We start from the raw sequence: 21,235 nt of genomic DNA, 5'->3' as shown, positions 1-21,235 counted from the left end.
CGATCGTGGTGACAAACGGTCTGGACGTCAGTGATGTCCATCGGGGGGATAGTCACTGAGCAAAATGATAAAAGGGCGCTAATAAATCGATAGGCTGAATATCAGCTGCTTAATGGCGTTATTTGAGACGTGTCTGCTTTCTTGCAGGAAATTTCTCACAAGACAATTCTTAATGATTTATCGTTATAAATCATGATCTTTAATGACGTCATCTGGCGCCAATTGCCTAATTTTTGCAGGAAAATTCCTAAGAAGGTTTTGAAGGCGAGGTATTTGCGGAGGTGTTTGGGAAAGCGTAGCGGGTAAAGCTTTCCAGAAGGATAAGAACTTTTTTTCTTACGGCGGAGGCGCGCTCACTCAGGCGGCGTGCAATGCTACAAAGTGCGCACACTTTCGGGTAAACTAGCGCGTTAGTTTTTATCTCCTTTCACCGAATCGTCAAAAAAGACTGAAAAGCCATGTTTGAAATTAATCCGGTCAAAAATCGTATCCAGGACCTCACCGAGCGCAGCGACGTTCTTCGGGGGTATCTTTGACTACGATGCTAAGAAAGAACGCCTTGAAGAAGTAAACGCCGAGCTGGAGCAGCCTGACGTCTGGAACGAACCTGATCGCGCACAAGCGCTGGGCAAAGAACGCGCTTCACTGGAAGCGGTAGTGGAAACCTTAGATCACATGACGCAAGGCCTGGAAGATGTGCAGGGCCTGCTGGATCTGGCGGTGGAAGCTGACGACGAAGAGACTTTCAACGAAGCGGTTGCCGAGCTTGATGCACTGGAAGTGAAGCTGGGCGAACTGGAATTCCGTCGTATGTTCTCAGGTGAATATGACAGCGCCGACTGCTACATGGACATTCAGGCCGGTTCCGGCGGCACCGAAGCGCAGGATTGGGCCAGCATGCTGCTGCGCATGTATCTGCGCTGGGCGGAAGCCAAAGGTTATAAAACCGAAATTATCGAAGAGTCAGACGGTGAAGTGGCCGGAACCAAATCCGCCACCATTAAAATCATCGGCGACTACGCGTTTGGCTGGCTGCGTACCGAAACCGGCGTTCATCGCCTGGTGCGCAAAAGCCCGTTCGATTCCGGCGGCCGTCGTCACACCTCATTCAGTTCGGTGTTTATCTACCCGGAAGTGGATGACAACATCGATATCGATATCAATCCTGCCGATCTGCGTATCGACGTTTACCGCGCCTCCGGTGCGGGTGGCCAGCACGTTAACAAAACCGAGTCTGCGGTGCGTATTACCCACTTGCCGACCAACATTGTGGTGCAGTGCCAAAACGACCGTTCACAGCACAAGAACAAAGATCAGGCCTTCAAGCAGTTACGCGCCAAGCTGTACGAATATGAGATGCAGAAGAAAAACGCGGATAAGCAGGCAGCGGAAGATAACAAATCTGATATCGGCTGGGGCAGCCAGATCCGTTCTTATGTTCTCGACGATTCACGCATCAAGGATCTGCGTACCAGCGTAGAAACCCGCAACACCCAAGCGGTGCTGGATGGCGATATCGATCGTTTTATTGAAGCAAGTTTAAAAGCAGGGCTATAAGGAACCGACATGTCTGAACAACAACCGCAGAGCGCTGATGCCGCCCTTGAGTTAAACAACGAACTGAAAGCGCGTCGCGAAAAACTCAGCGCGCTGCGTGAAAAAGGCGTGGCGTTTCCTAACGATTTCCGCCGCGATACCACGTCCGATGTGCTGCACGCCAGCTATGACGCGAAAGAGAATGAAGAGCTGGAAGCGCTGGGCGTTGAAGTGAGCGTGGCCGGTCGTATGATGACGCGCCGCATCATGGGTAAAGCGTCATTCGCGACCCTGCAGGATGTCGGCGGCCAGATTCAGATCTACGTCTCACGCGACGATCTGCCAGAAGGCGTCTACAACGAGCAGTTCAAAAAGTGGGATCTCGGCGATATCCTCGGTGCGCGCGGTAAGCTGTTCAAAACCAAAACCGGTGAGCTGTCGATCCACATCACTGAGCTACGTCTGCTGACCAAAGCGCTGCGTCCGCTGCCGGACAAATTCCACGGCCTGGCCGATCAGGAAACCCGTTATCGTCAGCGTTATCTCGATCTGATCTCCAACGACGATTCGCGCAAAACCTTTAAAATTCGCTCACAAATCATGGCCGGCATTCGTCAGTTCATGGTTAACCGCGATTTTATGGAAGTGGAAACCCCGATGATGCAGGTGATTCCGGGCGGCGCGTCTGCGCGTCCGTTCATCACCCATCACAATGCGCTTGATATCGATATGTACCTGCGTATTGCGCCAGAGCTGTATCTGAAGCGTCTGGTGGTTGGCGGTTTTGATCGCGTGTTCGAGATCAACCGTAACTTCCGTAACGAAGGGATTTCGCCACGCCATAACCCAGAGTTCACCATGATGGAACTCTATATGGCGTATGCGGATTACAAAGATCTGATCGAACTGACCGAAAGCCTGTTCCGTACGCTGGCGCAGGATGTGCTGGGCACCACGGAAGTGCCGTATGGCGATCACAGCTTCGATTTCGGTAAGCCGTTCGAGAAGCTCACCATGCGTGAAGCGATCAAGAAATACCGTCCGGAAACCGACCTGAGCGATCTGGAAGACTTTGATAAAGCGGTAGCGATTGCCCAATCACTGCACATCAAAGTTGAGAAGAGCTGGGGCCTGGGCCGCGTCGTTACAGAGATCTTCGAAGAGACCGCTGAAGCGCACCTGATTCAGCCAACCTTCATCACCGAATACCCGGCTGAAGTATCACCGCTGGCGCGTCGTAACGACGAGAACCCGGAAATCACCGACCGCTTTGAGTTCTTCATCGGCGGCCGTGAAATCGGTAACGGCTTCTCAGAGCTCAACGATGCAGAAGATCAGGCTGAGCGTTTCCTGCAGCAGGTGAATGCGAAAGAGTCTGGCGATGATGAAGCGATGTTCTACGACGAAGACTACGTCACCGCGCTGGAGCACGGCCTGCCGCCAACCGCTGGTTTGGGTATTGGTATCGACCGTATGGTGATGCTGTTCACCAACAGCCACACCATCCGCGACGTGATCCTGTTCCCGGCACTGCGCCCGACCGGTAAGTAGTATTTCGCCGCAGTCCCCCATCCCGGTCCGTGCTCGCTGTCCCCCTCCTCGGTCCTCCCCCATGAATGGGGGAGGAAGATGCTGCAAAATGTGAGTTCTGAAGCTGCATGTGGCAGCATCTCCTTCCCCCGCTAGCGGGGGAAGGCCGGGATGGGGGACAGCCAGCACATTCCCCCCAATACAAAATTCCTGATGACAACCCGGCACGCTCTGTGCAGGATGGTTTTTTTCTTTTTCAGGGAATCAGCATGAGTGCAAAAGCGGCAACGTTAGAGGGCCGGATTCGTCAGCACTGGGATCAACTCTCCAGCCACGAGCAGCGACTTGCCGATGTGCTACTCGCCGCACCAGGCCAGTTAGCCATGAACACCGCCACCGAACTGGCACACAGCGCGGGCGTGTCCAAAGCCACCACCACGCGCTTCTTCCGCCATCTCGGCTATGAAAGTTATGAAGCCGCACGTCGCCAGGCGCGTGACATGCAAAGCAGCGGTTCACCGCTCTATCTGCAACCGGCACCCAGCGCGTCGCCGCTGGCGAGCATCATGCAGCAGCATCTGGAAAGAGAGATCGCCAACCTGGTCAACAGCTATCGCACGCTGGACAGCGAACAGCTGCAGCAGGCGGTCAGCGCCATCAGCCAGGCGCGACGCGTGGTGGTCATGGGTTGGCGCCACAGCCAAACCATCGCGCATCTGATCTATCGAGACCTGATCCATATTCACTCCGATGTGCGTCTGCTGCCGCGTCCCGGCGATTCGCTGGCGGAGCATATCGCGGCTCTGACCGCAGAGGATGTGGTGATCTGCGTCGGTCTGCGTCGTCGCATGCCCGCGCTGGAGGCGGCGATGAACGCGCTGGCCGAGCGCAACGTGCCGATGTTGTATATCGCCGACGTGCTCTCCGGCAAACCGGCGCGCCATGCGCAGTGGGTAATCCGCTGTCACACCGACAGCAGCCTGATTTTCGACAGCACCGCCGCGCTCTCTGGCGTGTGTAATCTGCTCTGTTCACTGGTGGCCCGGCAAATGGGTAAAGCCAGCAACGATCATCTCGCGCAAATCGAAGCGCTGCACCAATCCCTCGACGAACTGGAATAATGCGCCTTGCTGGCGCATTGTGCGCCAGAAAAATCACCAAAACGGTGCAATTCTGTCCAGTGCCCACCCATCCAATTATCCCCTTCTTACCGTGTGTGAAATCATAGAAATTAAAAATAAAAACAAAGAAACAAATGTTTCCATTTGATTATACTAAATAAAATATGGTTTTTATCAGGTTTCCCTGCATGGTAGTGAAAAAGCTGGCACAAAATATGCTCAGTAGAAAATGACATTTCACCAACACCAGGGAAACACCATAATGAAAAAAACAGCACTGCTGATTGCCGCACTTCTCTCCGTCGGCACTATGGCGCAGGCACAAGCCGATACGCTGGCCGACATCAAAAGCAGCGGCAAAATTACCGTCGGTATCGATCCAACCTTTCCTCCCTACGAATACACCAATGACAAAGGTGAGATCACCGGTTACAGCGTGGCGATCATGCAATCCTTTGCCAACGATCTCGGTGTGAAACTGGAGTTTCAGAAAACCGCCTTCAGCGGCATTCTGCCGGGCCTGATTTCGGGCTCTTTCAATGCCGAAGGTTCATCCCTGAACGTCACGGCGGAACGCGCGAAGAAAGTGCTGTTCACCGTGCCGTACAGCAAAACCGTCAACGGCGTGCTGGTGCGTGAAGCCGAGGCGAAATCCTTCAGCGGCAAAACCCTGAGTCCGGAAAGCTTGTCGGGTCTGCGCGGTGCGGTGAAAACCGCCAGCGTGCCAGAGCAGCTGTTGAAGGGCTTCAACGAACAGTTGAAGAAGGAGGGTAAAAAACCGATCACCATCATCAATGTCGATTCACTCGATCAAACCGTCAGCACCTTGATGACCAAACGCGCCGACTTCGTTTATGACGACATCTCGGTACTGGCGCCGGTAGCAAAAAAATATGCCGGCAAAGTGGCGCAGGTGGGCGAAGTCGGCCCGTCGCAGTGGATGGGTTGGGCGACTCGCAAAGAAGATGGCAGCCTGAACAAAGCCATTAGCGACCACATCCTCGCGATGCAGAAAGATGGCGAACTGACCAAACTGCAACAGCAGTATCTCGGCACTACCTTTACCGTGCCCGCCAGCGACTTCATTCCGCAGGAGTAATTATGTGCCAGTCCAACCTGACGGTGCCTGCCGGCTTTGGCAAAACCTTCCGCGTGCGCAAGGGCCAGTTTATTACCGTGATTGATAGCGAAGGGCAGCAGGCGGCCGATTTTGTCGCGGTGAATGCCGATGACCTGAACGAGAAGCTGTCGCCGGTGCACACGCGCCAACAGCTGCGCTCGCTGTTCTTTAAGCCGGGTGACGCGTTGTGGTCGAGTGAAAACCGCCCGATGCTGCGCATTCTTGCCGACAGCATCGGCATCCACGACGCCAACGTACCGGCCTGCGATCGCACCCGTTTCAGCATCGATTTCGGTGTCGAAGGGCATCGCAACTGCGTCGATAACCTGCTGGAGGGGATGAAGGCGTTTGGTGTCACCTACTTCTCGCTGCCGGAACCGTTCAACCTATTTCAGAACGGCCCGGTCACCGCCGATGGCCGCATGGAAGTGACCGATCCCAACAGCAAAGCGGGCGATAGCATCACCTTTGAAGCGCTGTGCGATCTGATCTGCGCGGTCTCATCCTGCCCGCAGGACATTATTCCCGGCAACGGCCTGCAGGTGACGCCAATCGACATCGTGGTCAGCGACCATTTTCACGCTCAGGAGATGAATCATGCTGTTAATGCGTGAAAGTTATGAAGAAACCGCCGTGCGCACGCTGGCTGAACCGGTGCAGGTTGCAGCGGGCAGCATCGGTTCGATTAGCGTGCTGCGCGGTCAGTTGCTGCGCATCACCGCTCAGGGCGACGGCGCGGTGGCTTCGCTGTTTGGCTTTAGCCTGGCCGATCCCGCCGTGTGGCTGTCGGTGCACCACACGCGGGTGTTTAGCAACAGCTACCTGCTCGGTTCCGGCATGCGTCTGGTGAACAACCGTCGTCGTCCGATGATGGTGCTGGGCAAAGACAGCGTGAAGCGTCACGACCTGCTGCTGCCGGCGTCCACCACGGCGTTTCTCGCTGAGCGCGGTTATCCGGGCGAAGGTTGCCTCGATGCGCTGCGCGGCGAGCTGGCGCGTCTGGGCATGGTGGTGCCGAAGCTGCCGGATCCCATCAATCTGTTTATGCACGTCAAGCTGACGCGTGAAGGCGAGATTCTGCCGGAAACCAACCTGACCCAAGCTGGCGACAGCATTACCTGTCGCGTGGTGATGGACATGCAGTTCATCGTCTCCGCCTGTAACACCGGCATTGAGGGCAACGATCGTCCCGCGCCGCTGCTGCTATCGGTGGCGGAAAACCTGCACGACTTTAACGCGGAGTAACGCATGGGGCTGGATCAACAGGTAGTGGCCGCGCTGCCGGAACTCGGACACGGCCTGCTGATGACGCTGGTGCTCACCGTGCTGGCGTCATTAGTCAGCGTGGTGATGGGGCAGCTCGGCTGCTTCCTGCAGCTGCGTCGTGCCTGGATCTGGCGCGCCATCGGGCGATGCTATGTCAGCGTGATGCGCGGAACGCCAGCGATTGTGCAGCTGTTTGTGGTGTTTTTCACCTTGCCGCGGCTGGGATTGGGCGGTCAGCCGATGCTGGCGGCGGTGATTGCCATTGGCCTCAACAGCGGCGCGTACGTGGCGGAAATCCTGCGCGTGAATCGCAGCCTGGTGACGCGCGGACAGCTGGAAGCGTCGCGCACGCTGGGTCTGAGCCGCCTGCTGACGTGGTGGTACGTCATCAATCCCCAAGTGATGCGCGCCAGTCTGCCGATGCTGGTGAATGAATTCACCATTCTGCTGAAAACCACGCCGCTGGCGTCGGTGGTGGCGCTCACTGAACTGACCTACGCCGGACAGATCGTCATCGCCCGCACCTACGAAGCCACGCAGGTGCTGCTGCTGGTGGCGGCCGGTTATCTGCTGATCGCCATGCCGTTAATTGCGGCGGCGCGTCGTTTAGAAGCGAAGCGGAGGTTGGCGTAATGGATTGGCAGGCAATTATCACCTCTTTGCCGTCACTCGGTGACGGCCTGCTCGCCACCTTGCAGCTTTGTCTGGTGGCGGCGCTCTGCTCGCTACTGTGGGGCGCGCTATTGGCCGTGCTGCTGATGCGTGCCTCGCGGTTCTGGCTGCGTTTGCTCAATTTTTACAGCGGCTTGACCCTCGCGTTGCCGCTGCTGGTGGTGATCTATCTGCTCTATTTTGTGTTGCCGGAATATGACATCACGCTGTCGTCGCCGGTGGTGGGCGTGCTGGCATTGACGCTCTACTACGCGCCTTACATTGCGCAGGTGATCCGCTCGGCTATTAATGCGCTGCCGCAAGGGCAGTGGGAAGCGTGCCGCGTATTGGGCCTGAGTCGCAGCGAACAACTGCGTGACGTGGTGCTGCCGCAAACGCTGCCGCAGATGCTGTCACCGCTGATCGGGCTGATGATCGGTTTGATTAAAGACTCCGCGCTGCTGTCGATTGTCTCGGTGCAGGAGTTTATGTACGCCGCCAAACAGGCGATTTCGGATACCTACGCGCCGCTGGAGATCTATCTCACGGTGGCGCTCTGTTACTGGCTGCTCAACAGCATTATCGACTGGCTGGCGCGCGGCCTTGAATCTCGCATGACGCGCTATCGTCGTGCCATGCAGCATTAATCAGGAGAACAACATGTCGGCTGAATTTCAGCATCGTGAAGCGATGACCATCCCGGCGCGCTACGGCAAAGCGGTGCGCCTGAAGAGAGGTGAAGCGGTGCAGGTGATTAACCTGCACGGCACGCAGGTGGTGGATTGCTGGGCGTACAACGCTGAGGATGTGAGTGAATATATGTGTATGGAGGCGACGCGCGTGTGGAATCAGCGTCTCAATCCCAAAGTGGGCGACAGCTTTATCACCAGCCAGCGCCACCCGATTTTGACGCTGGTGGCGGATACCTCGCCAGGCGTGCACGACACCTTTATGGCGGCCTGCGATGCGCGTCGTTATGAGCTGCTCGGCTGCACCGAACCGCATCGCAACTGCCATGACAATCTGTTTGAAGGCATGCGTGAGCTGGGCGTGACGCTGCCGCATGGCAATCTGGCCTCGTTTAATATCTTTATGAATATTCAGGTGCAGCCGGATGGCATCACGCTGAAGACGCTGCCGGTGGTGACGAAGCCGGGTGACTATATTGTGCTGCGCGCCGAGATGGACTGTTTTGTGGCGTTTTCCGCCTGTCCGCAGGATATCGTCAGCATTCAGGGGCAGGGCGACAACACCCCGCGCGATGCCGAGCTGCGTATTCTGACCAGCGGTTTCCCGCAGGTGCAGGTGCAGGGGGCGTGGGTTCCGGCTTGACTGTGCACGCTGTCCCCCATCCCGGCCTTCCCCCATGAATGGGGGAAGGAGACGCTGCCACATGCAGCTCCCCAACTATCATATTGCAGCATCTTCCTCCCCCATTTATGGGGGAGGACCGAGGAGGGGGACAGCCAGCACGATCTAAGACTTCACCACCCCATCCAGCCACGCCTGAAAGCGTGCGTACGGTACATACAGCGCCACATTCTTAAACAGCGTTTTGCCGCTTTTATTGTCATCAATCTGGCTGCTGTAACCGACAATCACCCCCGCCAGCGTATCATCGCTTGCGTTATACACCGCGCCGCCGGACATACCTTTCACCACGCCGGCATTGGCCGCCACCACCACACAGCTGGCTTTGTTCCAGTCATTCGCCAGCGTGGTATTGATCAGATTCTTGCCGCTTGACGCTACCGGCATCGCGGAAATAAAGCTGTAGCCATACAGATTCACGTCGTCGCCAATATGGCTATTGCGGAACGGCGGCGGCAAATTGGCTTCGCTGTTTTTATGGTACACCACGGCGATATCGCATTCGGGATGCCAGGCTTTCACCCGATAGAGTGAATACTTCGCCACGTGGGCCGCCGTCAGGCTGTATTCGGGCGTGAGAGGAATGGTGGTGCCAAGCGCACCAATGCCCAGCACCGTTGGAATGCCGGTGACGGTCATATCGACGCGTTTTGCTGCTTCTTTGCTGTATTCGTAATGCCCAACAGAGCAGCCGCTTAGGCAGCCAACCGTTAGCGCGATGAGCCATCGCATACGCTTTCCCCTCGATTTTTGACACCCCATAACCGGGCAATCCATTGAGGTATCGGCAGTGCGCGTCCATCCTTTACTGTTTGATTTTGCGTCAAAAGCTGACTCACTGTGATAACGATCACATCCTTTTCAAGCGTAGCGCGGAAACCTCCATCTGTCTCAATGGTTAGTCAGTGACATTTTCGCGCGCAGGGATTATTGCTGCGGGCGCAAAATAGTCTTGCGGCGCGCAGGGTGGTTGGCATGGAAGGGCTATGCTTTAATAACAATGTGACGCAGTTCAAATTTTAATAAGCGTCTGTTGTAACCGTACTGCGTTCGCAGTGCGGCCCGCCTGCAAAAAATTATTGGGAGAGTGTGTTATGCCTGTTGCATTACTGGCGCTGGCGCTGAGTGCGTTCGCCATCGGCACCACGGAATTCGTCATTATGGGATTGCTGCCCGAGGTGGCGGGTGATCTGCAAGTGACCATTCCTTCTGCGGGATGGCTGATCAGCGGCTACGCGCTGGGCGTCGCTATTGGCGCGCCGATCATGGCGTTGCTGACCGCCAAACTGCCGCGTAAACGTACTCTGATTCTGCTGATGATCATCTTCATCATCGGTAACGTGCTCTGTGCATTGGCCTACACCTACAACCTGCTGATGCTAGCGCGTGTGGTGACGGCGCTGTGTCACGGTGCGTTCTTCGGCATCGGTGCAGTGGTGGCGGCGAGCCTGGTCGCACCAGGTAAACAAGCTTCTGCCGTGGCGTTGATGTTCACCGGTTTGACGCTGGCCAACGTGCTCGGCGTGCCGCTCGGCACCTGGTTTGGTCAGATGTTTGGCTGGCGCGCCACCTTCTGGGGCGTGGCGATCATCGGCATCTTCGCCTTTATCGCGCTGATGGTGAGCCTGCCGACCAACAAAGAAGAGAAGCCGGTGCATCTGGCGAGTGAAATCAGCGCGCTGGCCAACGGCAAACTGTGGCTGTCGCTGCTGATGACGGTGTTCTTTGCGGCGGCGATGTTTGCGCTGTTTAGCTACATTGCCCCGTTGCTGCTGCAGGTGACCGGTATCTCGGATCGGGGTGTTAGCTGGACGCTGTTCCTGATTGGCGCGGGGCTGACCGTCGGTAACATCCTCGGCGGCAAGCTGGCCGACTGGAAAGTGTCGTTCAGCCTGATCCTCAGCTTTGTGCTGATTGCAGTGTTCTCGCTGCTGTTCAGCTGGACCAGCCATGCGCTGTGGCTGGCGGAAATCACGCTGTTCCTGTGGGCGATGGCGACCTTCGCCACCGTGCCGGGCTTGCAGATTAACGTGGTGCGCCACGGCAAAGATGCGCCGAATCTGGTCTCTACGCTGAATATCTCCGCCTTCAACGTCGGCAATGCGCTCGGCGCGTGGGTCGGTGGCGCGGTGATCGAGAAAGGGTACGGCCTGACGTCGGTGCCGGTTGCCGCTGCTGCGCTGGCCGCGGTCGGACTGGTGATCTGCCTGATCACCTTCCGCAAAGCGGGCGGGCAGGGCGAAGCGGTCAACGCTTAAGCCAGCCGCTCGGCAATACGTTGTGGAAACGCCGCCACGTGCCGTTGCAGGTGGTCGCAGAAGTGATCGACCAGCGCCGAAGCCGGTCGATGCTGCGGCCGCACTAAACTCACGGTGAAGGGCACGGCAATACTGAAGCGACGCATCACCACACCGCTGTCGGCGTAATCCAGCGCCGTCAGCGGATTCACAATCGAAATCCCCACGCCCGCGCGCACCATCGCGCACACTGACGCCGCGCTGTGCGTCTCCAGCACCAGACGACGCTCCACATTCTGCTCATGAAACAGGGAATCCAGCAGCTGGCGATAGCTATCGCTGCGCGACAGGCTGACGTAGTTTTCACCGTGGAAATCCTGCGGCGTCAGCACCTCGCGCTGACACAGCGGATGCTGTGGCGGCAGCACGCACACTTCGTCACAGGTCAGCAGCGGCAAGCGTTCGGTGCCCGCCGGTGCGTGTTGGGTTTCGGTCAGGCCGAGATCGTAACGCTGTGCCGACAGCCACTCTTCCAGCAACGGCGACTCCTGCGGAATGATATTCAGGCTAACCTGCGGATAGCGCTCAAGAAAGGGCTGCAGCAGCGGCGGCAACAGCGACTGAGAAAACACGGGCAGGCAGGCGATCGACAATTCACCCTGACGAAACTGGCGCAACCCTTCGGCGGCATCCATGATGCGATCCAGTCCGTACCACGAGCGCTGCACCTCTTCGTACAGCCGCAAGCCCTGCACCGTGGGCTGCAGGCGGCCGCGCACCCGTTCGAACAGCTGCAGGCCGAGCTGCTGCTCAAGGCGCGCCAGTTCGCGGCTCACCGTAGGCTGCGAAGTGTGCAGCAGCGTCGCGGCCTGCGTCAGGTTGCCGCTGGTCATCACCGCGTGAAAAATTTCGATATGTCGCCAGTTAATTTTTGCCATTGTCTCCTCCAGATAACCCATATCATATTTGTATAGACGTCGCTAAAACAGATATTTTTCTGAATTGATGCGCTGTGGCTAAATAGCCTCAATGACACAGGAGAATTGACATGCCACGCCCACTCAATAACACCGAAACCGCGTTAACTGCCGCCAACTTACTGCCGCTGGCGCAGCGTTATGCCGGCCCATTCTGGGCTTATGATGCGGCGATTATTCAGCAGCGCATTGCGCAGCTCGGCGCCTTCGACGTGGTGCGTTTTGCGCAGAAAGCCTGCTCCAACATCCACATTTTGCGTCTGATGCGTGCGGCGGGCGTCAAAGTCGATTCGGTATCGCTGGGTGAAATCGAACGTGCTATTGCCGCTGGTTATCAGCCAGGCGGCGAAGATATCGTCTTCACCGCCGATGTGTTTGATCAGCCAACCCTGACGCGTATCGCCGAGCTGAAAGTGCCGGTCAATGCCGGTTCGGTGGATATGCTGCATCAACTGGGCGAGCTGTCGCCGGGCCACGCGGTGTGGCTGCGCATCAATCCGGGTTTTGGTCACGGTCACAGCCAGAAAACCAACACCGGCGGTGAGAACAGTAAACACGGCATCTGGCACAGCGATCTGCCGCTGGCGCTGGCGGCGATTCAGCAGCACGGCCTGCGTCTGGTCGGCCTGCATATGCACATCGGTTCCGGCGTGGATTATGGCCATCTGCAGCAGGTGTGTGACGCGATGGTCGATCAGGTGGTGGCGTTTGGTCAGGATTTGGAAGCGATTTCTGCCGGTGGCGGTTTGTCGATTCCGTATCGTTTTGACGAAGAAGCCATTGATACCCAGCACTATTACGGCTTGTGGAACGACGCGCGCGAGCGTATCGCTGCGCACCTCGGTCACCCGGTGAAACTGGAGATTGAGCCAGGCCGCTTCCTGGTTGCTGAATCGGGCGTGCTGGTGTCACAGGTACGCGCGGTAAAAGAGATGGGCAGCCGTCACTTTGTGCTGGTCGATGCCGGGTTCAGCGATTTGATGCGTCCGTCAATGTACGGCAGCTATCACCACATTTCTCTGCTGCCGGTCGATGGCCGCGCGCTGGGCGACGCCACCGTGGAGAGCGTAGTGGCCGGTCCGCTGTGTGAATCGGGCGACGTGTTCACGCAGTTGGAAGGTGGCAAAGTAGAAACCCGTGCGCTGCCTGTGGCGCAGGTCGGCGATTATCTGGTGTTCCACGATACCGGCGCATACGGCGCGTCGATGTCGTCGAACTACAACAGCCGTCCACTGATTCCGGAAGTGCTGTTCGAGAATGGCGCGGCGCGTGAAATTCGTCGTGCGCAGACCATTCAGGAGCTGCTGGCGCTGGAGCTGATTTGATGAAGATCGTTGCGCTCAGCGAGGTGCCGCATCACGCCACGCAGATCACCGACTGGCTGTGGCAGGCGTTTGGTGACGGTACGTCGCGTGAGTTTTACCACAGCATTGTGCGCAGCAGCCTCAACGGCGCCGACTTTCCGGTGACCTTCGTGGCGCTTGACGGCGACATACCGCTCGGTACGGTGGGATTCTGGCGCTGCGATTTGATCAGCCGTCAGGATCTCACGCCGTGGGTGGCGGCGCTGTTTGTTGAGGAGTCCGCGCGCGGCAAGGGATTGAGCAAAGCGCTGCAGCAGCATGTGATCGATTTCGCGCAGCAGCGCGGTCATGACAAGCTGTGGTTATGGTCCACCTTTGGCGGCTATTACGAACGTTTTGGCTGGCAGTATCAATGCGACGCGCTGGATTTCCCGGATGTGCGGGTGAAGGTGTATTCGCGGGATTTGTGATGGGTGCGCGTTGTCCCTCATCCCAGCCTTCTCCTGCAAGCGGGAGAAGGAGCCGCCCGAGCAAGCTGTAAATCCGAGGTCCACTCCACCTAATCATTCCCTCTCCCGCTTGCGGGAGAGGGTGAGGGAAAGCGCGCACCAGGATTTAACCCGGCCCACTCACCGAATGCCGTCTTACCAGCGTGGGGCTAAACATATTGGTCACTTCCGGCATCTCGCTGCCATTGGCTAACGCCAGCGCCAGTTGCGCCGCCTGTTGCGCCATCGTGACAATCGGATAACGCACCGTCGTCAAACGCGGGCGCACATAGCGCGACACCAGCACATCATCGAAGCCAATCAGCGACATCTCTTCCGGCACGCGAATGCCGTTATCACTCAGCACCGCCAGCGCACCGGCGGCCATCGAATCGTTGTAACAGGCCACCGCCGTGAACTGCTTGCCGCGTCCCATCAATTCGGTCATCGCCTGCTCGCCGCCCACTTCGTCCGGTTCGCCCCACGCCACCAAACGGTCATTACACGGCAAACCGTGCTCTTTCAGCGCGTCGTAATAGCCTTGCAGACGATCTTCGGCATCGGAAATGGTGTGCGTGGAGCAGATAAAGGCGATTTGCGTATGGCCTTGCTGAATCAGATGACGCGTTGCCAGCCAGGCGCCGTAGCGGTCATCCAGCGCGATGCAGCGATGTTCAAAGCCTTTCAGCAGGCGATTCAGCAGCACCATGCCCGGCACTTGCTTCATCAGCATCTCTAAATCGTCGTCGGGGATTTTCTTAGCGTGTACCACTAAGGCGGCGCAGCGATGGCGCATCAGTTGCTCAATCGCCTGACGCTCTTTTTGCTCATTGTGGTAACCGTTACCAATCAGCAAAAAGTTGCCGGTCTGGCCCGCAACTTCATCCACCGCTTTGACCATCGCGCCAAAAAACGGATCGGAAACATCGCCCACCACTAAACCCAGGGTTTCGGTGGATTGCTGCGCCAGGGCGCGTGCGTTGGCGTTCGGGTGATACTGCAACTGCTCCATTGCCGCCGTAACGGCGAGGCGAGAACTCTCGCTGGCTTTGGGCGAATTATTGATGACGCGGGAGACGGTCGCAACCGACACCCCAGCCATACGGGCAACATCCTTAATGGTAGCCATGCGATTATCGACATCCGGGAAAACGTTTACACATGCCACCAGTGTTACGGAAAACCCACCCTGTAGCAACCCGGCAGAATGCCAGCGCTGTCGCAAAAGCACGGAAAATCAGGCGCTCACAGCCGCGCTTTAGCTCGGTTACAGGCTCATGTTATGCTGCCAGACACAATCACACCTGCCTGCCGGACCCAAAAACCATGAAAACTCGCGTGCCACACCTGGCGCACTGGGGCGCATTCACTGCCGTCACCGAAAACGATCGCCTGATTGGCTGTGAACCCTTCTTCGCCGATGCCGATCCCTCGCCGATGCTCAACACCATTCCTGAACTGGTCTATTCGGATAAGCGTATTCGCCAGCCGATGGTGCGCCGTTCATGGTTGAAGTCGCGTGAGAACAGCGATCGCACCTTGCGCGGTCGGGAAGATTTCGTGGCGGTGGATTGGGATACCGCGCTGGATTTAGTGGCGGAAGAGAATCGCCGCGTGCGCGATCGCTACGGCGCAGCGGGCATTTTCAACGGCTCTTACGGCTGGTCATCGGCGGGACGCGTCAACCACGCGCGCACGCTGATTCGTCGCTTCTATTTTCAGGGCGGCGGCGGCGTCGATCAGCAAGGTAACTACAGCTGGGGCGCGGCGCAGTTCTTCCTGCCGTACGTGATTGGCACCTACATGCCGCTCACCGGCCGCGTCACCGACTGGCCGGAAGTGGTGCAGCACGCCGACATCTTTATCGCCTTCGGCGGCCTGGCGCTGAAAAACGCGCAGGTGGCTTCCGGCGGCGCAGGGCAGCACAGCCTGAAACCGGCGCTGGAGCAGCTCAGTGCCAAAGGCACGCCAATTATTAACATCAGCCCAATGCGCGATGACTGCCCGGCGTTCGTCAATGCCGAGTGGATTCCTATTCGCCCGAACACCGACGTGGCGCTGATGCTGGCGCTGGGTTTTGAGATCACCAGGCGTAACGCGCTGGATGAAAGCTTCCTCGCCAGCCATTGCACCGGCTGGCCGCAGCTGCGCGGCTATCTGCTCGGTGAAAGCGATGGCATCGCCAAAACGCCTGAGTGGGCCAGCAGCATTACCGGCATTCCGGCGGCGCGCATTGCTTTGCTGGCGCAGCAGCTGATCGGCAAACGCAGCTTTATTACCTGCTCCTATTCGGTACAGCGCGCCCATCGCGGCGAGCAGCCGTACTGGATGATGATTGCGCTGTCGTCAATGCTCGGTCAGCCAGGCTTGCCGGGCGGCGGTTTCTCCTTTGGTCATGGCTCGATGAACAGCGTCGGCAATCCGCGTCAGGATGGCCCGGCACCCATGATGAGCACCGGCCCGAATCCGGGCAATTTGTCGATTCCAGTGGCGCGCATCAGCGACATGCTGCTCAATCCCGGCCAGCCGTACGCATTCCAGGGTGAAACCCAGCACTATCCGGATATCCATTTGGTGCACTGGGCGGGCGGCAATCCGTTCCATCATCATCAGCAGCTCAATCGTCTGGTGGAAGGCTGGCAGCGCCCGGATACCGTGATTGTGCAGGATATCGTCTGGACGCCGGCGGCGCAGATGGCGGATATCGTGTTGCCCGCGACCACCACGCTGGAGCGCAACGACATCGGCGGATCGTCGCGCGATCGCTTCGTGCTGGCAATGCATCAGGCGATCAAGCCGCAGCATCAGGCGCGCAATGATTTCGACATCTTCGCTGATATCGCCGATCGCCTCGGCTATCGTGATGTGTTCACCGAAGGGCGCAATGAGATGCAGTGGATTGAGCATCTGTATCAACAGTGCGCGGTAGCGCATGCGCGGCGTGATATTCCGTTCCCGGAGTTCGGGGAATTCTGGGAGCGCGGTTTTGTCGAGATTCCCGAAGGCGGCAAGCCGTTCGTGTTTATGGATGATTTCCGCGCTAACCCAGAAACGCATCCAATTCAAACCGCCAGCGGCAAGATTGAGCTGTTCTGCCAAACTATTGCCGATTATCAGCTGGAAGATTTCGCCGGACATCCCGAGTGGCGCGAGCCGCAAGAGTGGCTGGGCGCGCCGCTCAGTTCACAGTTCCCGCTGCATATGATCTCGATTCAGCCATCCGATCGTCTGCACAGCCAGATGGACGCCACCGCCACGGTGCAAGGCAACAAAACCGCCGGACATGAGACGCTATATATGCATCCGCAGGATGCGGCAACGCGTGATATTCAGGATGGCGATGAGATTGAGGTGAGCAATGCGCGCGGGCGCATGCTGGCCGGTGTGCGCCTGACCGACGGTGTAACGCCGGGCGTGGTGATCATCGCCACCGGCGCCTGGTTCGATCCTGGCTTTGGTCGCGCCTGGCAACCGTGGGATCGCGCCGGCAACCCGAATGTCCTGACATTGGATATCGGCACCTCGTCGTTAACGCAGGGTCCTAACGCCATGAGTTGCCTGGTGGAAATCAAAAAACATCTGATGTGAATGGGCAACGAATAATCTCATCGCTGGTTACATTTTGCCGGTAACTGTTGCGTTTAGGCGATGGTTTCCCAGCGTGCCACCTTGCTACAGTCAGGGTCCCAGAGGTATTGATGGGTGAACATCAAAAAGTTTTCTTGATTACACCGACCTGCGCAGATGCGCAGGTTTTTTTTGCTTAACGAATCGAAACACAGTTTTCCTGTCAACTCGCTTTACGTTTCTTTATAACTGCAAGCAATAAGCTTCAGATTCACTTACAGCAGCGGATTGCCATGCCTCAAATAAAAAAATTTCTGGGAAAAGACCAGATAAAAGCGCCCTTTAACCCGTTTCGTTTTCGCCTGATCTGCCTTGGCGTTTTCTGCTGTTTGGTGCTGTTGCTGATTTGCGTTGGTGACCTGCAGCTGATCAAGCATCCGATGCTGGAGCACGAAGCCGATCAGCGCTCGCTGCGTACCGTAACGTTGCCAACTAACCGTGGCACCTTGCTGGATCGTGACGGCCAGGCGTTAGCGCTGAGCGTTCCGGCACGTGACATCATCGCCGATCCAATGCGCGTGCTGGAGGCAAATCCCGATTTCACCAGCGCCAAATGGGCTTATCTGGCGGCCGCGCTCAATCAGCGTCCGGAAGATCTGCGCGCGGCCATCACCGCCAACCCGAAAAAACGCTTCCTCTATCTGGGCCGCAAAATCGAACTCGGCATCGCCAAAGATATCGCCGAGCTGAAACTCAAAGGTATCAGCTCGGTGTATAACGACAGCCGTTTCTATCCGATGAGTGAAGCAGCTGCGCCGCTGATTGGCATTGTAGGGGCCGACAGCAACGGCCTGAACGGCATCGAGAAGGGCTTCGACCATGTGCTGCAGGGCGATCCGGGCAAAGAAGTTTATCGTCAGGATGGTGAAGGCAACATCATTGCGATGATCGATTACCAGCCGCCACAGCAGCCGCCAACCGTGCAGCTCAGTATCGATAAGTTCGACCAATTCACGCTCTACAGCAAACTGCGCGACGGCGTGCTGCTTAACAAAGCGGATTCGGGTGCGGCGGTATTGGTGAAAATCGATACCGGCGAAATTCTGGCGATGGCCTCTTATCCGTCGTTCAACCCGAACAACTATGAAAATGCCACGCCGGCGCAGATGCGTAACTCGGCGATCAACGACAGTTACGAACCCGGCTCCACGGTGAAACCGCTGGTGGTGATGGAAGGGCTGGAACGCCATCTGGTGCGCGCCGATTCGGTGATCGATACCACGCCTTACAGCGTCAACGGCCACTTAATTCGCGACGTTGGTCACTGGCCGCGCCTCACCATGACCGGCATTTTGCAGAAATCGAGTGACATCGGCGTCTCGCACATTGCGCTGGCGATGCCCGCTGAAGCGCTGGTTAATACCTATCAGGCATTTGGCCTGGGTAAACCTACCGGGCTGGGATTGACCGGTGAAAGCGTGGGGTACTTCCCGCTGCACCGCGAGCGCTGGGCCGATATCGAACGCGCCACCTTTGCCTTTGGCTACGGCCTGCGCGTCACGCCGCTGCAGATTGCGCGTGAATACGCCACGCTTGGTTCGTACGGCGTTTATCGTCCATTGTCGATCACCAAAGTGACGCCGCCGGTGTTAGGCAAACAGGTGGCGAATCCGCAGGTGGTGCAAACCGTGGTGCATATGCTGGAGAGCGACGTACTGCCGGGCGGGACCGGGGTAAGAGCGGCGGTGCCGGGTTATCGTCTGGCGACCAAAACCGGTACCGCAGAGAAGATGGGCACCAGCGGCAAGTACGATGGCGGTTATATCAACTACACCGCCGGCATCGCGCCCGCCAGCCATCCGGAAGTGGCGCTGGTGGTAATGATCAACCATCCCACCGCGGGCGATCACTTTGGTGGCTCGGTGGCGGCACCGATCTTCGGCAACATCATGGGCCCGGTACTCAAGCACATGAACGTGGCACCCGATGCGATCTACAGTAAACCTTCTTCAGACAAATCTTAGTTAAATCAAAAGTGTAAGTGAGGTGTGGAGAATATTCACACCTCGTTTCACTTCCCCAAACACCGTTGCTTTTTGCACCTGTCTTTCACCGACTCAACGGTGCGAGTATGGAGATCCCAGAGGTATTGATGGGTGTGAAACAAGCTGCTTTGGCAGTACCCTGTTATTACACCGACCCACGCAGATGCGTGGGTTTTTTTTGCCTGTAATTTACGACCGTGCGAACTCGCTCACACCTCTTGTCTGAGTCTTAACACTTCCCCGGCAACATAAAAATATCGGGTTGTGTAACCTGTAGGTAACGCACCGCGATGTCGCATTCCATGGCGGTTCGCTAGCCCCTTACGGTGTTGGTAGCGCTTTAAGGGGCGATTTTTTATTGCGACTCGTTGAGGCCAACCCGCGATGCCAAAAACCAAAGACCGCACGCCAAAAGGCGAGGGCCGTTCTTCGGCGTTTCAGTTACGTATTCACCCGGAGCTGCACGAGCAGCTGCGCAGTGTGACCAACGACGACAACGTCACGCTGTCGTGCTGGTTAAAAGAGCTGGCGCGCCGCGAGCTGCGCCGCAGAGGCATCGAACCCAAAGGTTAAATCGGTGGTTATTGCGTGCACATAACCGTAGCGGCGCAATTCATTGCGCTCCGTTGACCTTTTTCCCGCTGTTATCTTGCGCAATAAATTGCGCCGCTACGAAATTTTCGATAATCGATTTCGGGGCTGAAAACCCGCAAAACGCTAAAAATCCCAACCCTTTATGGCACGAAAGGTTTACCATTTTCCTTTGGAAAATATATTTTACGCAACCTTAACAACCCCGCTTAACCCGCCTCCCTACAATGGCTTTTTGAGTCATTACCTTCGTGACTATTCCCTTCCTATCTTTTAGAGAACAACTATGCGCCTGAAACTTCTTTCTGCCAGCGTGGTGTTTTTACTGGCAGCCTGTGACCAGGGCGGAGCAAAGCCCGCCGCATCCGCCACCCCGCAAGTGGGCGTGGTCAACCTGAAAGCGCAACCCGTTACGCTTGTCAGCCAATTGCCAGGCCGCACCACGGCGGTGAGAACTGCGCAGGTGCGTCCGCAGGTGAGCGGCGTAATTGAAAAAATCCTGTTTACCGAGGGCGGTGAAGTAAAAGCCGGCCAGCCGCTGTATCAAATCGATCCTGCCACCTATAAAGCGGCCTACGACAAAGCCATGGCGACCTGGCAGAACGATGCGATGGTGGTGAAGCGCTATCAGCCGCTGGCCAACGCGCACGCCATCAGCCAGCAAACCTACGACGATGCGGTCGCCGCCGCGCGTGAAGCGCAGGCCGACGTGGAAACCGCCAAAGTGAATCTCGACTACACGCTGGTGAAAGCACCGATTTCCGGCCACATTAGCCGCTCGCTGTACACCGCCGGTGCGCTGGTCACCAACGGGCAAACCGATTATCTCGCCACCATCACTCAGCTTGATCCGATCTATGTCGATGTCAGCGAATCCTCCACCGATCTGCTGCGCCTGCGCCGCGCGCTGGCCGACGGCAAAATCGCCAAAGTGGCCGACAACACCGCCGCCGTGGGCTTGTCGCTGGAAGATAACAGCCAGTACGCCGAGCAGGGCAGGCTGGCGTTCTCGGAAGTGAACGTCGATACCGCCACCGGCACCGTGGTGCTACGCGCGGTGTTCCCGAACCCGAATAACGAACTGCTGCCGGGCATGTACGTGCATGCCAGCTTCCCGCAGGGCATTCAGCAGCAAGGCATTTTGCTGCCGCAAGAGTCGATCATGCATGACACCAAAGGTCAGCCATATGTCTTTGTGGTGAAAAGCGACAACACCATCGAGCAGCGTAGCATCCACACCGGCGAGATGATCAATGGAGAATGGCTGGTGACCTCGGGCCTGCAGCAAGGGGAAAACGTGGTGGTGAACAACCTGCAAAGCGTGCGCAGCGGGGTGAAAGTGACGACCAGCGCCGCCAACACCAACGACACGCCATCCGCCAATGCGGTGAGTCTTTCGATGACTGACGCAGCGGCGCAATAAGGGGGCGG

The 21,235-nt window shown here is 57.3% G+C and carries 19 protein-coding genes; 16 read left to right on the top strand and 3 right to left on the bottom strand.

Features of this window, described 5'->3' with window-relative positions; translation table 11 throughout:
* The first annotated feature begins 458 nt into the window (after nt 1–458).
* The 9 genes from prfB to PO881_RS15390 all read left to right on the top strand — a co-directional run bounded on the left by prfB (nt 459) and on the right by PO881_RS15390 (nt 8,556).
* A protein-coding gene (gene prfB, locus PO881_RS15430) for a peptide chain release factor 2 (RefSeq protein WP_101761965.1) occupies nt 459–1,557 on the top strand; the annotation gives its coding sequence in 2 pieces (ribosomal slippage) (nt 459–533 and nt 535–1,557; 1,098 coding nt in all).
* A gap of 9 nt (nt 1,558–1,566) precedes the next feature.
* Nucleotides 1,567–3,087 carry a lysine--tRNA ligase gene (gene lysS, locus PO881_RS15425; RefSeq protein WP_101761966.1) on the top strand — a complete coding sequence of 507 codons (1,521 nt, stop codon included), beginning with the start codon at nt 1,567–1,569 and terminating at the stop codon, nt 3,085–3,087.
* A 248-nt stretch (nt 3,088–3,335) separates the two neighbouring features.
* Entirely contained in the window at nt 3,336–4,187 is an 852-nt protein-coding gene (locus PO881_RS15420; protein ID WP_192236472.1) for a MurR/RpiR family transcriptional regulator, read from the top strand.
* Between the two features lie 262 nt (nt 4,188–4,449).
* Entirely contained in the window at nt 4,450–5,286 is an 837-nt protein-coding gene (locus PO881_RS15415; RefSeq protein ID WP_192412039.1) for a transporter substrate-binding domain-containing protein, read from the top strand.
* A 2-nt stretch (nt 5,287–5,288) separates the two neighbouring features.
* Nucleotides 5,289–5,921, top strand: a complete 633-nt coding sequence (locus tag PO881_RS15410) for an urea carboxylase-associated family protein (protein WP_101762022.1) — start codon at nt 5,289–5,291, stop codon at nt 5,919–5,921.
* Nucleotides 5,905–6,552, top strand: coding sequence for an urea carboxylase-associated family protein (locus PO881_RS15405; protein ID WP_192412038.1), 648 nt, complete (start codon nt 5,905–5,907; stop codon nt 6,550–6,552). The genes PO881_RS15410 and PO881_RS15405 overlap by 17 nt, the downstream gene beginning before the upstream one ends.
* Nucleotides 6,553–6,555: 3 nt before the next feature.
* Nucleotides 6,556–7,206, top strand: a complete 651-nt coding sequence (locus PO881_RS15400) for an amino acid ABC transporter permease (protein WP_192412037.1) — start codon at nt 6,556–6,558, stop codon at nt 7,204–7,206.
* A complete protein-coding gene (locus tag PO881_RS15395) occupies nt 7,206–7,871 on the top strand; it encodes an amino acid ABC transporter permease (RefSeq protein ID WP_280172032.1) in 666 nt (221 codons plus the stop codon). The genes PO881_RS15400 and PO881_RS15395 overlap by 1 nt, the downstream gene beginning before the upstream one ends.
* Nucleotides 7,872–7,884: 13 nt before the next feature.
* Entirely contained in the window at nt 7,885–8,556 is a 672-nt protein-coding gene (locus PO881_RS15390; protein WP_277974040.1) for an urea carboxylase-associated family protein, read from the top strand.
* 144 nt (nt 8,557–8,700) lie between these two features.
* On the opposite strand, the gene PO881_RS15385 is transcribed toward PO881_RS15390, so the two are convergent.
* Complete coding sequence (locus PO881_RS15385; protein ID WP_101761972.1) at nt 8,701–9,327, bottom strand: hypothetical protein; 627 nt, start codon at nt 9,325–9,327, stop codon at nt 8,701–8,703.
* 362 nt (nt 9,328–9,689) lie between these two features.
* Between PO881_RS15385 and PO881_RS15380 the strand changes: the two genes are divergently transcribed.
* On the top strand, nt 9,690–10,853 hold the full coding sequence (locus tag PO881_RS15380; protein WP_101761973.1) for an MFS transporter: 1,164 nt from the start codon (nt 9,690–9,692) through the stop codon (nt 10,851–10,853).
* On the opposite strand, the gene PO881_RS15375 is transcribed toward PO881_RS15380, so the two are convergent.
* Nucleotides 10,850–11,770 (bottom strand): LysR family transcriptional regulator, encoded by a 921-nt coding sequence (locus tag PO881_RS15375; protein WP_280172031.1) that lies wholly within the window; start codon nt 11,768–11,770, stop codon nt 10,850–10,852. The genes PO881_RS15380 and PO881_RS15375 overlap by 4 nt on opposite strands.
* Before the next feature lie 110 nt (nt 11,771–11,880).
* Between PO881_RS15375 and lysA the strand changes: the two genes are divergently transcribed.
* Both lysA and PO881_RS15365 read left to right on the top strand, forming a co-directional pair.
* The gene (gene lysA, locus PO881_RS15370; protein WP_110867980.1) at nt 11,881–13,134 is read left to right on the top strand and encodes a diaminopimelate decarboxylase; all 1,254 of its coding nucleotides are present in this window, start codon (nt 11,881–11,883) and stop codon (nt 13,132–13,134) included.
* Nucleotides 13,134–13,583: a GNAT family N-acetyltransferase gene (locus PO881_RS15365; RefSeq protein WP_277974036.1), complete on the top strand. Its 450-nt coding sequence runs from the start codon at nt 13,134–13,136 to the stop codon at nt 13,581–13,583. Before lysA ends, PO881_RS15365 begins: the two co-directional genes overlap by 1 nt.
* 145 nt (nt 13,584–13,728) lie before the next feature.
* On the opposite strand, the gene galR is transcribed toward PO881_RS15365, so the two are convergent.
* Nucleotides 13,729–14,730, bottom strand: a complete 1,002-nt coding sequence (gene galR / locus PO881_RS15360; protein WP_036649453.1) for an HTH-type transcriptional regulator GalR — start codon at nt 14,728–14,730, stop codon at nt 13,729–13,731.
* Nucleotides 14,731–14,927: 197 nt separating this feature from the next.
* On the opposite strand from galR, the gene PO881_RS15355 reads away from it, so the two are divergent.
* From PO881_RS15355 to PO881_RS15340, 4 genes are all read left to right on the top strand, one after another.
* Nucleotides 14,928–17,189 carry a molybdopterin-dependent oxidoreductase gene (locus PO881_RS15355; protein ID WP_101761977.1) on the top strand — a complete coding sequence of 754 codons (2,262 nt, stop codon included), beginning with the start codon at nt 14,928–14,930 and terminating at the stop codon, nt 17,187–17,189.
* A gap of 272 nt (nt 17,190–17,461) precedes the next feature.
* Nucleotides 17,462–19,192: a penicillin-binding transpeptidase domain-containing protein gene (locus PO881_RS15350; RefSeq protein ID WP_101761978.1), complete on the top strand. Its 1,731-nt coding sequence runs from the start codon at nt 17,462–17,464 to the stop codon at nt 19,190–19,192.
* 405 nt (nt 19,193–19,597) lie between these two features.
* Entirely contained in the window at nt 19,598–19,786 is a 189-nt protein-coding gene (locus PO881_RS15345) for a toxin-antitoxin system HicB family antitoxin (RefSeq protein WP_280172030.1), read from the top strand.
* Nucleotides 19,787–20,090: 304 nt separating this feature from the next.
* Complete coding sequence (locus PO881_RS15340) at nt 20,091–21,227, top strand: efflux RND transporter periplasmic adaptor subunit (RefSeq protein ID WP_192412034.1); 1,137 nt, start codon at nt 20,091–20,093, stop codon at nt 21,225–21,227.
* Nucleotides 21,228–21,235: the final 8 nt, after the last annotated feature.

Origin of the sequence: Pantoea sp. SS70 (assembly GCF_029866845.1) — a bacterium.
Taxonomy (GTDB): Bacteria; Pseudomonadota; Gammaproteobacteria; order Enterobacterales; family Enterobacteriaceae; genus Pantoea; species Pantoea leporis.
Note: the sequence above shows the minus strand (reverse complement) of the source record. Positions and strands in the feature narration are given on the sequence as shown.

What these genes read in the sequence shown, in the direction of transcription:
- lysS (WP_101761966.1), top strand. Translation starts at nt 1,567, where the DNA reads ATGTCTGAACAACAACCGCAGAGCGCTGATGCCGCCCTTGAGTTAAAC.
- PO881_RS15420 (WP_192236472.1), top strand. Translation starts at nt 3,336, where the DNA reads ATGAGTGCAAAAGCGGCAACGTTAGAGGGCCGGATTCGTCAGCACTGG.
- PO881_RS15415 (WP_192412039.1), top strand. Translation starts at nt 4,450, where the DNA reads ATGAAAAAAACAGCACTGCTGATTGCCGCACTTCTCTCCGTCGGCACT.
- PO881_RS15410 (WP_101762022.1), top strand. Translation starts at nt 5,289, where the DNA reads ATGTGCCAGTCCAACCTGACGGTGCCTGCCGGCTTTGGCAAAACCTTC.
- PO881_RS15405 (WP_192412038.1), top strand. Translation starts at nt 5,905, where the DNA reads ATGCTGTTAATGCGTGAAAGTTATGAAGAAACCGCCGTGCGCACGCTG.
- PO881_RS15400 (WP_192412037.1), top strand. Translation starts at nt 6,556, where the DNA reads ATGGGGCTGGATCAACAGGTAGTGGCCGCGCTGCCGGAACTCGGACAC.
- PO881_RS15395 (WP_280172032.1), top strand. Translation starts at nt 7,206, where the DNA reads ATGGATTGGCAGGCAATTATCACCTCTTTGCCGTCACTCGGTGACGGC.
- PO881_RS15390 (WP_277974040.1), top strand. Translation starts at nt 7,885, where the DNA reads ATGTCGGCTGAATTTCAGCATCGTGAAGCGATGACCATCCCGGCGCGC.
- PO881_RS15385 (WP_101761972.1), bottom strand. Translation starts at nt 9,327, where the DNA reads ATGCGATGGCTCATCGCGCTAACGGTTGGCTGCCTAAGCGGCTGCTCT.
- PO881_RS15380 (WP_101761973.1), top strand. Translation starts at nt 9,690, where the DNA reads ATGCCTGTTGCATTACTGGCGCTGGCGCTGAGTGCGTTCGCCATCGGC.
- PO881_RS15375 (WP_280172031.1), bottom strand. Translation starts at nt 11,770, where the DNA reads ATGGCAAAAATTAACTGGCGACATATCGAAATTTTTCACGCGGTGATG.
- lysA (WP_110867980.1), top strand. Translation starts at nt 11,881, where the DNA reads ATGCCACGCCCACTCAATAACACCGAAACCGCGTTAACTGCCGCCAAC.
- PO881_RS15365 (WP_277974036.1), top strand. Translation starts at nt 13,134, where the DNA reads ATGAAGATCGTTGCGCTCAGCGAGGTGCCGCATCACGCCACGCAGATC.
- galR (WP_036649453.1), bottom strand. Translation starts at nt 14,730, where the DNA reads ATGGCTACCATTAAGGATGTTGCCCGTATGGCTGGGGTGTCGGTTGCG.
- PO881_RS15355 (WP_101761977.1), top strand. Translation starts at nt 14,928, where the DNA reads ATGAAAACTCGCGTGCCACACCTGGCGCACTGGGGCGCATTCACTGCC.
- PO881_RS15350 (WP_101761978.1), top strand. Translation starts at nt 17,462, where the DNA reads ATGCCTCAAATAAAAAAATTTCTGGGAAAAGACCAGATAAAAGCGCCC.
- PO881_RS15345 (WP_280172030.1), top strand. Translation starts at nt 19,598, where the DNA reads ATGCCAAAAACCAAAGACCGCACGCCAAAAGGCGAGGGCCGTTCTTCG.
- PO881_RS15340 (WP_192412034.1), top strand. Translation starts at nt 20,091, where the DNA reads ATGCGCCTGAAACTTCTTTCTGCCAGCGTGGTGTTTTTACTGGCAGCC.